General features: G+C 40.3%; 10 protein-coding genes and 1 tRNA gene. 7 read left to right on the top strand and 4 right to left on the bottom strand.

The window, feature by feature from the left end; genetic code table 11:
- Positions 1-33: 33 nt before the first annotated feature.
- Together K5677_RS03995 and K5677_RS03990 are read left to right on the top strand one after the other, a co-directional pair.
- Positions 34-1,923 (top strand): SpaA isopeptide-forming pilin-related protein, encoded by a 1,890-nt coding sequence (locus K5677_RS03995; protein WP_296724942.1) that lies wholly within the window; start codon positions 34-36, stop codon positions 1,921-1,923.
- A 123-nt stretch (positions 1,924-2,046) separates the two neighbouring features.
- Positions 2,047-2,871, top strand: a complete 825-nt coding sequence (locus tag K5677_RS03990; RefSeq protein ID WP_296724939.1) for a class C sortase — start codon at positions 2,047-2,049, stop codon at positions 2,869-2,871.
- A 416-nt stretch (positions 2,872-3,287) separates the two neighbouring features.
- Here the strand turns inward: K5677_RS03990 and K5677_RS03985 are convergent, their stop codons facing one another.
- From K5677_RS03985 to K5677_RS03975, 3 genes are all read right to left on the bottom strand, one after another.
- Positions 3,288-3,698 (bottom strand): TnpV protein, encoded by a 411-nt coding sequence (locus tag K5677_RS03985; RefSeq protein ID WP_296724937.1) that lies wholly within the window; start codon positions 3,696-3,698, stop codon positions 3,288-3,290.
- 2 nt (positions 3,699-3,700) lie between these two features.
- Positions 3,701-3,973 carry a hypothetical protein gene (locus tag K5677_RS03980; protein WP_296724935.1) on the bottom strand — a complete coding sequence of 91 codons (273 nt, stop codon included), beginning with the start codon at positions 3,971-3,973 and terminating at the stop codon, positions 3,701-3,703.
- Between the two features lie 90 nt (positions 3,974-4,063).
- Entirely contained in the window at positions 4,064-4,942 is an 879-nt protein-coding gene (locus K5677_RS03975) for a helix-turn-helix transcriptional regulator (protein WP_296724932.1), read from the bottom strand.
- A 182-nt stretch (positions 4,943-5,124) separates the two neighbouring features.
- Between K5677_RS03975 and K5677_RS03970 the strand changes: the two genes are divergently transcribed.
- The 5 genes from K5677_RS03970 (at position 5,125) to K5677_RS03950 (ending at position 10,808) form a co-directional block, all read left to right on the top strand.
- Positions 5,125-6,585, top strand: a complete 1,461-nt coding sequence (locus K5677_RS03970) for a YfjI family protein (RefSeq protein ID WP_296724929.1) — start codon at positions 5,125-5,127, stop codon at positions 6,583-6,585.
- A 93-nt stretch (positions 6,586-6,678) separates the two neighbouring features.
- Positions 6,679-6,981, top strand: a complete 303-nt coding sequence (locus tag K5677_RS03965) for a helix-turn-helix domain-containing protein (protein WP_296724926.1) — start codon at positions 6,679-6,681, stop codon at positions 6,979-6,981.
- Positions 6,982-7,277: 296 nt separating this feature from the next.
- Entirely contained in the window at positions 7,278-7,619 is a 342-nt protein-coding gene (gene mobC / locus K5677_RS03960; protein ID WP_296724923.1) for a plasmid mobilization relaxosome protein MobC, read from the top strand.
- 1 nt (position 7,620) lies between these two features.
- Positions 7,621-9,483, top strand: coding sequence for a relaxase/mobilization nuclease domain-containing protein (locus K5677_RS03955; protein ID WP_296724920.1), 1,863 nt, complete (start codon positions 7,621-7,623; stop codon positions 9,481-9,483).
- Between the two features lie 143 nt (positions 9,484-9,626).
- The gene (locus K5677_RS03950; protein WP_296724917.1) at positions 9,627-10,808 is read left to right on the top strand and encodes a tyrosine-type recombinase/integrase; all 1,182 of its coding nucleotides are present in this window, start codon (positions 9,627-9,629) and stop codon (positions 10,806-10,808) included.
- Positions 10,809-10,928: 120 nt separating this feature from the next.
- Here the strand turns inward: K5677_RS03950 and K5677_RS03945 are convergent.
- Positions 10,929-11,000: transfer RNA gene (locus K5677_RS03945), tRNA-Glu, on the bottom strand.
- Positions 11,001-11,069 lie beyond the last annotated feature (69 nt).

The following is an 11,069-nucleotide window of genomic DNA, read 5'->3' as shown; positions in this document are numbered from 1 at the left end:
AATGAAAAGGAATAATCTTAGGAGGTTGAATTTATGAAAAAAATGATTAAGAAGACGTCAGCTTTAGCTATCTCAGCGTTTATGCTGGCACAGTACGTTCCGTTTAGCGCAGTAGCGCGTGATTCAGATAAGAATGACCTTTTTATCCATCCATATATTTTAGATCAGAATGACTATGATACTGCGGAAGGTCAAAAAGCCTCAAAGCCGCCGACAGGTAAAACAGCAGATGAAGGTAATGTTCCGTCTGGAAATTCTGTAGATACGAATATGAAGTTTGATATTATTCAGGTTGATTCTGATGGCTCGGCTTATACTGGCTCTGGTACTGCTGTATCATTAACAGATGTATCTGCAGTCGCTGCTACTGCCAGTGGTTCTTCTCAGGCTTCTGCAACAAATCTTCCTAATGGATATTATAAAATAACTCCAGCAGATAAGACTGATACAGATGCTCGTTTCAGAGATGCAGAAGCATTTATCATACAGCTTCCGGTTCCTGATGGCGTAGGCGTAAACAGAGATGTTCATATTTACCCTAAATACACGAACAACAATGATAACGATAGTGGAACGACAGATCCTGGCCAGGAAACACCTAAATCAGGCGATAAACATAATGTAACACTGACAAAAACTGAAGCAGGTTCAAGTCCAACTGTTTATGTTTCAAATGCAAAATATAAATTATATTATAAAGATGCTACTAACAAATGGGTAGCAGGCTCAGCGACATATACCACAAATGAAAGTGGTCAGATAGTTGTTACAGGTTTACCTTTGGGTGATTATTACTTTGTAGAGCAAACACCTGTGCCAACTGGATATCTGCTCGATCAGACACCTCTTGGATTTACGATTAATGGTTCAACCGCTGCAACGGTTAATGCAACTAACGATAAGGAACTGAAAGTTAGTAAGAATATCGCCAAAGACGGTGCAGGAACAGCTTATAACTGGAAAATCGAGGCTGACGTTCCATCAAAGGCTTCAAACCTTATAAGCTATTCCGTTACTGATACATATACTTACCTGTCAGGCGTATCTGTATCTAAGGTAAGTGTTACTGATGGAACAACAATTACTGATTTGACGTCAGGAACTGATTATAGTGTTGTATCGGGCACTGGAACAGTTAAAGTTACAATTGATGATCTCTCCGAACTTACAGGCAAGACAAAAGTGATTATCGATATAACATCTGCTCAGAATACAGATTCAACACATACAACGGCTACCAACTCAGCTTCCATAAGATATGAGTATGCTTATGATCCTGATGATACAAATCCTACGCCTAATATTCCCGATATTCCCGATCCAGATGATCCTGGTTCAACTTATCCTACTCCGATAACATATCCTACACCAGGCGGCACAGAACCCGATCCTGATGATCCGACTTCTCCTAAAGATCAGGTAACTCCTGGAACATTTACTATATCTAACGTAAATGGTAATAGCGAACTTGGCGGAGCAAGCTATGAAGTTAGAGATATGACTGGAAATACAGTATATGCTTCACCAGTTGACTCAACAAGTGAACCTTATATAGCTACAGTTTCTAATCTTGCACCTGGTTATTATAAGATTTATCAGGTAGGTGTTGATCCAGATCACCTCTTAAATGATGTACCAATAACTATATATGTTGGCAAAGATGGAAATATCTATGATAGCGATACAGCTACAGCACCTATTTCCAATACCGTTACTGGACAAAATAGTGATAATCCGATAGCTAACAGAGTTAAATTCGTAAACGAGCCTAAGAGCACAAGCTTCAACCTCCCATTCACAGGAACAACAGCAACAATAGTATTCTCAATAACAGGCATACTCTTAATGGCTGGCACAGCATTCTTCATCTTCATTATCCTCAAGAAGAGAGACGATGACGAGGAAGAGCAGGAAAACAACTGAACCGAATAGGCTAAATCAACATTAAACACCCTCTCGAATGCTATTTAGATACCTCTAAGGTTTATTCAACAGGGAGTGCCGCTTATTATAAGCGGCATTTCCCCTTTAGGAGTGATCTCAACATTGAAAAAAAAGGACAAAAAGAAGAAAAAGCGACGAATCCTGATAATTCTTTTGCTGCTGATATTTCTTATCGGACTTGGATTTTTTCTGTACCCCTATGTCAGCAGGATCATAATCAGAAAAAAGGTAAACGATAATATCCAGGTCTTCGAGGAGGAAAGAGACAAGTTCATCGAGGAGGCTATCGAAAACGGCAAGCTCCCCAACGCAGACAAAATGCCTGTGGACGACGAGGGTAAGCCTGCGCCGTATAAGGTGGTTCTGACTAATCCCGAACCCGATGAAGAACAGCCCTATCTGGATAAGCTGTATCAGTATATGCGGCGGCGCAATAAGGAGCTTTTTGATACTAATCAGAAATCGCTGAACAGTTCGACATCATATATGTATCCCGAGATTAATCTTAAGGACTATGGGATAAAGTCAGAGAGCGTGGGAACTCTTGAGATCGAGAAGCTGAATCAGAAGCTGTCCATATTCCTCGGCGCAAACGATGATACTATGATGGCAGGCTGCGGACATCTTACCAATACTTCATATCCTATCGGCGGTATAAACACAAACTGCGTAATAGCGGTTCACCGCGGTCTTGGCGGTTCGGACTTTCTCCGCTATGTGGAGAAGCTTGAGCCCGGAGATATAGTCAAGATAGAGAATTTCTGGTATACTCTTGAATATGAAGTCAAAAAGGCGATGATAATCGAGCCTGATGACGTAAAGCCGATACTCATCCAGAACGGCAAGGATATGCTCACGCTTTACACCTGTCACCCCTACGGAGTCAATAGTCAGAGGTATATTGTTTACTGCGAGAGAAAGGTGTAGTGTGATCCGGCTATGATAATTGAATAATAAAGAAGCGGTTCATTATGAGCCGCTTTTTTGTACCATATCAGACGAACGTCAGATTTGGTACTGATAGTAATACTGAAAATGTATATTTGAGTATTAAGATTTGGTACTATTTTAAATAGCATTAGTTTTGGTACGCTCAATTGAAAAACATAATATCATATATACAATAAAAAGGGCTGTGATAATCACAGCCCTTAACGTTTACAACTTCCACTCACAGTAGGAAACACTGCTTTTACAACTTCCACTTTACGGTAGGACACACCGCTTTTACAACTCCCACTTATACGGTAGGGAACACCGCTTTATATGATTTCCACTTATACGGCAGGACACTCCTCTTTTAGATAATTATACTACAAACAGAGTTAATAGTCAACAGTTTCTTAAATGCCTGTTTCTATTAATTCCTTGATAACCATTTCCCGAGCTGTCTCCCTATAATTATTCATTCGACCTACCCATTCGAGCTGATCGTTCATCTTCAGTTCCTCGTCCGTTCCGTCCGCTTCTGCCAACTGCTCCACTATCTGGTCAAATCGCTCCCACGCCTGATCATCTATCGCTTTCAAGTGCGGAGTCAACTGATTGAGAAGCAGCATTGTAGTGTAAGTTCCTTTGTAATGCTCCTTCAGGTATTTTTCTCTCATTTTACCGAAGCGACCTATTACTACAGGTTCTTCCTCCTCGTTTCCTGCGAAGTACGGACGGTAAGTCTGTGTCTCCTCATGAAATCTGTAGGTAATTCCATTCTCTACTTTCTCCATGGGAAAGCTTTTCTCGTTGACAGTATTCATGTTCAGTCCTCCTTTTCTGCAGCTTCTATGACTTTATCGGCGTATTCACGGGCAAATTCAAATTTTGCTTTAATTAGCTCCAATTCTTCCATTGTGTATTCTTTACTGCCGATCAGGGAGTCTTTAATATCAAAAAGCATATCTTCAAGGATATTAAGTGGGTGTTTTTCATCATTCTGAATATTCTTGGCTATAACATACCGTGAAATTGTTGCCATTATACTTGCGGCGTCCTCATTCATAAGTTCGATTTCCAGTGTGATAAAATAATCCATAAGAATCTCCTCCTTAAAATACAGTTTATCACTTTAAAGCGTAAATGTCAATAGCTTTATGGAAATTTTTTTGAAGTAACGGTCAGGTTATTAATTTTTTTCTTTTGTGTTCCGTTTTAGCTCATCTTCCATATCAAGAAATTTTCCTATATATTCGTTTATTTTAAGAAGATGTAGCTTTGCCTGACTATAGCCTATAAGACTATCGATTTCGTTGTCATGATCTTCCTTTTTCGTATTTTCAGCTATTATATTATCAATTTCATCCGTTGTATTTGGAGGCTTTGGAATTGATTTTTTAAATTGAATGTACTCATCCAAAATATCTTCGAGGTTGAATATAAGAAAACCATGAAGTTTGTTTTCAAGTTCGAGATATCTATCAATACTAATTAAGTACCTTGAATACTGATTTCCTCTATAAGCTAATAATATACATGCGTCGTGACAATCGTTACCTAAATAAGAAAGAAATTTTTTTGATTTAATAATATCCACTATAGATATGCTGTTATTCACCTCATGTTTCCAATTTTCAATGTATTTTTTGATGTTAATAAGTTTAACATCATAACCAATATTATTAAGCATAGGATCAAGAAGGTTATATTCAGTAATATTTGATTTTTCAAAGTATTTGATTAAATCAGCAATGTCTTCCTCAAGATTACCGTGGCGAACCATATAGTAATTTGTTGGTCTATAAGAATCTAATATATTCATCGTATTTTCAAGCTTATCATATTCGGACTCTTCGTAAATACAGATTTCATCATAATCAATATTATAAAACTTTGCAAGGCGTCGTATGATTTTTTCGTTTATTTCTTTTCTTCCTTTTTCAATTGCATTGTAATAGGTTCTTGATCCTTCTAATAATATTGCTAAATCGTTTTGTTTGTATCCGCTTTTTCTTCGCAAATAAAGGATTCTTTCTCTGGTTAGTTTTTGATCAATTTTTCTTTTCATATGCTACCTCCAAAAATAGTACATGTATTACTTTTTCAAAACTATTGAAAGTTGCAAGCTGTTGGTATAATATTAGCATAGAAGCTTCAAAAAATCAATAGTTTGCAATTATAAAACAAGCTACAAGAAATGCATATTAAAGCGCTTTTATGTACTCTGTTGCAAAAGGATGTGATTTAACTTTGGACAAAGAAATATCGTGGGCAAAGCCCACACCGTTACGTTCCGACGGAACTAAACTAATACCATTCCCAATAAATTCAATGCCGCCTGTACTAAGAGATATGGCTGCTGCTATTGCAACTACCACATCAACGGACGTTGCTATGGCAGGAACGGCGATAATATCAGCGGTGAGTTACTGCTTCTCAGGCGTATACAGAATAGTTGCGAAGCGAGATCATACTGAACCGCTTGTGCTTGATGCTCTGACGGTTGCAGAACCGAGCTTCAAAAAGTCTCCTGTAATAGCAATGGTAAAGCGCCCGTATGTTTTGTTCGCCCATGATTGGAACGAGAAATTCAAAAAAGATATATATAGGCAGCAGGCAGAAAAGAAAATACTGGAGAATAAACTACTTGCTATTGAGAAAAAGGAAGATGTTACCGCCGAAGAAATGGCTGAATTACAAACTCAGATCAGTAATATCCCTACAGCCAATTTCCGCAGGATCGTTGTGGACGATATTACTCCAGAGTCCCTTGTAACGCAGCTTGAAGAAAACGGCACACTGCTTATGATCTCCGATGAGGCAGGAATGCTCGGTAATTTCAGCGGACGGTATAACAATAATATCCCCAATCTTGATCTGCTGCTGAAGTCATGGAACGGTGAAACATACATAAGTGACCGCGCTTCAAGATCGAGCATTATTCTGAAAAAGCCATATATGTCTATATGTCTGGCTTGTCAGCCCTATGTGTTTGAAAGTATGATAAACAATACTGCCTTTCGCGGAAGTGGTCTTATAGCTCGTTTTGTTTATTGTTTCCCCGTCAGCAATATCGGCTCACGGCGGTATGATACGCAGCCTGTCCCTGAATCGGTAGCTGAGAAATATCAACAGCTGATATTTGATCTGCTGACCAACAAGTTTTGCAGTTATGACGGTGACGAAATGTATCTGCGTTTTGATGACAGGGCGTACAAAGAATTCGTTGACTACTATAACGGGCATATTGAACCGAGATTGCTCACGGATATGGCATTTTGCAAGGATTGGGGCGGCAAGTATCACGGCTTGATACTAAGGCTATGCGGTATCATTCATTGCGTTAAATGCCTTTCAAACGGAGATTTTCCCGATATTGTAGATGTAGGGATAGATACACTTACCGATTCCATTGCTATTGCGGAGTATTACCGTGAACAGGCGATATACGCATACAGCCTGGGCGATGTGGATATTGCGACTGTCAAGGCGGAGAGAGTCCTGAATAAGATACGCTCCAAGCATATTGATAGTATCAGACAGAACGATTTGTACAAGCTGTGCAGATGTACGCTTTTCAAAAATGCTGTGGATTTCGCTGAAACAGTGGATATGCTTGAGGATTACGGGTATATTCGTCGGGAGATAGTATCAGGAGCGAACGGTAATAATAAGAGCGGAGTTATGGTTTTCATAAATCCCAATGTCTGAACTATCGACATTATCGACATTTTCGGGAACCGATAGTGCTGAAAATGCTGATAGTTCATGAAACTATAATTATAAAAAAGGAAGGTTATCATTATGAATAATACAACAAAGACTATTATCAATAATATATTTGATGAGCTTTTCGCTTTGCAGGAAAGCATTGATGGCGGCGCTGTCGGTGCAGCATACAAGACAAAAGAACCTGCAACCGAAAAGGTGGAGCTGCTCACAATTAAGGAAAGCGCAGAGCTTATAAGCGGTCTTTCCGAACACACAGTACGTCAGCTTGTAAAGCAGGGAAAGGTGAAGTCTGTCCGCACAGGTGAAGGCAGAAACGGAAAGATACTTGTAAACAAAGCTGACCTTGTGGCATATTTCAGCAAGAAAGAAGCATGATCTTTTTCAGTAAAAATGGTATCAGCGCTTATAAGAGAAAGCTATACTTTTTCTTCTCCAAGTGAAGCTATCACTGGCAGCAGTGCTGATACCATTTTAGAAAAAAGTGAGCGAAGCGATTTATATTTGCCGTTACCAAAACGGCAAAAAGGGTATCAGGGATCTCTACCTGACAAGCGAATGATGTACGGACAGGTCCGTACAAATTCTGTGCTTGCCACTATCGTGATTTCCGCAGGAGATCGCGATAGTGAAAACAGCACATGGAGAATAAAAAAATAAGGATGTGATAAGAATTGACAAAAATCAAAACAGAAAGAATGGAGCTGCGGCTCACGCCTGAGGAAAAGGATAACCTTATAAAAAGAGCTGCCGAAGCTCGTATGAGTATGTCAAAATATCTTCTTGCACTTTCAGAGCAGAAGAAAATAATAGTCGTAGAAGATCTGTCGGAGTTTATACGGCAGCTAATAAAAATAGGTACTAACGTCAATCAGGTGGCATTGGTGGCAAATACATACAGGAGCGTTTCTGAGAAGCAGATAAAAACTCTTAATGAGAATCTCATACAGGTGCAGCAGCTGATAAGAAAGCTGATATATATTATCCGAAATACAAATGACGAAATAAAGGTGTAATATGGCATACATAGGAAAAGCGTCTATTAAATGCTGTTCTCACATGGAGAACGCTATCGGGTATATCGCCAAACAGGAAAAGGCGATGCCGCTCTCACAGATGAAAAAGTATCTTGAGGAAAGCTTCTCGCATCTCAAAAAAGTAGATACGGCTTTAGGAGAGAGAACGACTTTTATCAATTGTATCCCTCAGACTGCATACATGGAGTTTGAGATTATGAGGAGAGCCTTTGATCAGGATAAGGGCATAATAGCACATCATTACTATCAGAGCTTTCAGAAGGACGATAATATTACTCCCGAGCAAGCTCACAAAATAGGAGTGGAGCTTGCTAAAAGAATGTTTCCAAATTATCAGGTAGCCATAGCAACGCATATTGACAGGGAACATATCCATAACCATATTTTAGTCAACTCGGTCAATATCATGACAGGTCAGAAATGGTACAGCAACAAGCGCAGCCTTTCCGATATACGCAGGGAAAGTGATCGACTCTGCCTTGAAAACGGGCTTGGTATCATAAAAAAGAACAATAAGTATCAGGGCATTGACAGGACTACATATCAGCTCGGACTAAAGGGAAAGTCGTGGAAGGTCAACCTCGTTCATGATCTGGATAAGGCTATCGAATGCTGCAGGAGCAAAGATGATCTCATTTCTTTTCTGACTGAAAAGGGCTATACCGTAAGATATACCGATAATCACATCACTGTTACGAAAAACGGTGAGAAAAAGGGCATAAGAGTTGATACTCTTGCCCGTCAGTTCGGCAGTAAATACACTAAGGAGAATCTTGAACGCAGCATGGGATACTATACGGCAAATACGGAAAAGCCTGTTACAGTAAAAAAGAGTACGAAAACGTTTCATACCGCAGGGAAAAGCAACTGGGAATACTATGAACAGAACATTTTCAAACAAAACGGTTGTTTTCCGTCAACATCAGGCAATATCGTCCGTGACTATAATACGGAACGGCTTATAAGCGCTGCAAAGCGCGAAATTCTGTATTCTCATAATATCTTCGATTTTGTGCTGAAAGCTATACTGTGGCTGTCACTGTTATCGCAGCGGAAAAAGAAAAAAGCCCCTCCTGTACGTTACAGGAAGGTGGGACAGCTCAGAATTACCAAGCCCAAGCCGTATTTTGTATACGGGAATATAAGCTATCGGGAGCTGAAAGAAACGTCGGGAGATATATACAGTATCAAAGTCGGCGTGGAAATGCTCCTTAATATGATAAATCAGCCTATACTGTACTCAGCAAAGCTAAGCAGAGCCGACAACAGCGTGACTATTACTATCAAAGACAAGGACAGGAAGTTCCTGTTGGAGCTGCTTGAAATGCAGAGCAAGTCCGAACAACTCGATGATCAAAGTGAGCGTATCAAAAATCAGCTCATGTATAAGGAACTTAAAGAGACAGCTGCACAGGAGAATACAAAGCTGCAATATCTTGTTGTTACGGCGGAACAGAAGCAGATACTGGAGGATAACTGCATAAAGTTAGCTTATTTTGATAAAGGTGATAAGATCAATATCGCTTTTCTTCCCGAAAAGTCGGAGCTGATAAAAAAGCTCATATATCAGAAAAAAGATGATAAGAAAGTCGAGACTCCGCAGCAGAAAAACGCTCGGATATACGATAATCTTAAAAAGAATGCTGCACTTAGCGGAGAAAAACTACGATTTAAGGCGAAACTGACAAAGGCACAGCTTGATACTCTTATGGGCTCAGACATTGTATTCGCCTATTTTACTAATAAAGAGGACAAAAGTTTGTACAATATCGCATATGAGAGTAAAGACGAGGATAAGGTCAGGGAAATGTTCGCAGCACTTAGTAATTATAAGGTTTTATAGCATTTTTCTTCTCCGATTGCAGCGAAAGATACTAAAAACAATGACACACACCCGAAAGATACATTAAGTTACTTGACATATATATCATATTACGGTAAGATTATATATGTACAAGGGTATGTCATAAATATAGGAGGTATTTTATGGCAACCATAAAGAAACGCGGCGACAGCTACCTTATAAGGGTAAGCTGCGGCTACGATATTAACGGTAATCACAAGGAACAATCATTTACATGGAAGCCCGACGAGGGCATGAGCAAGAAGCAGATAGAGAAGGAGCTGAACCGTCAGGCTGTAATGTTTGAAGAAGCCTGCAATCACGGCTATAAAGCTTCGGCGGTAAAGTTTCAGGAGCTTGCTGAGGAATGGTTCGAGAGCTACGCAAAGAATACTCTCAGAAGCACGACTTATGAGAGAATGCTACAACTAAAGCACCGTGTTTACCCTGCTATTGGTCATCTGCGTATCGACAAGATAACTGCAAGGCAGCTGCAGGGCTTCGTGAATTCTCTCGCAAAAGAGGGAGCAAGTGAAAAAACGGGAAAAGCTCTCGCTCCAAAGACAATCCGTCATAATCTCAGTCTTATATCGGACGTATTCAGCTACGCGGTAAGAATGGACATAGTATCAGACAATCCATGCAGAAAAGTTGTAATTCCTAAAGGCGAGGTCAAGGAGAAGCCTATATATTCTCAGGAAGAGATAGCAAAGCTCCTGACAGCTATAAACGGGGAGTCAACGAAATATCGTGCATTTTTCTTCCTTATAGCGTATAGTGGCTTCCGCAGAAGTGAAATGCTGGGCTTGGAATGGAAAGACATTGACTTTGATAATGACATTATCAGTGTCAAGAGGACGTCGAATTATACAGCAGAGCGTGGCATATATACCGACACCACAAAGACTAAGCGTTCAAAGCGTGTGCTGAAGATCTCGCCGTACATCATGGGTATACTCAAAGAATTGAAAGCCGAACAGGACGAAGAAGCTCTCCGTTTGGGCGACAAATGGGTAGAAACTGACCGTTTATTCGTTAAATGGAACGGTGAGCCCATGAATAACCAGACTCCTTACGGCTGGCTGAAAGAGTTCTGTGAGAAGAACGATATGCCTTTCTACGGTATTCACAGCTTCCGACACTTCGCAGCTTCCGCCCTGATCTCATCGGGACTTGATGTGGTAACGGTATCAGGAGCATTAGGACATTGCAATTCAGGAACTACGCTGAACATTTATTCTCATATGTTCCAGACTGCACAGGCGAAAGTGGCTCAGGCGATGGACGGAGCCTTCAGTTTTCTTCCGCAGGATACAACAACTTAAAACAAATAGTCCGCTACCAAAATGAGCAGTAGCGGACAAATAGCGGACAAGCACCAAAATGGGCAGAAATAAAAAACTCGGAAACAACGATATTTCGTTGTTTCCGAGCTCTTACAGAAGTGACCCGTACGGGAATTGAACCCATGATTCCGCCGTGAAAGGGCGATGTCTTAACCTCTTGACCAACGGGCCATATGGTAGCGGCAGTAGGATTCGAACCAACGACCAATCGGGTATGAACCGAGTACTCTAGCCAACTGA

Source organism: Ruminococcus sp., from assembly GCF_024684275.1.
The sequence above is the reverse complement of the archived record's forward strand: the minus strand, read 5'-3'. Positions and strand labels throughout refer to the sequence as shown.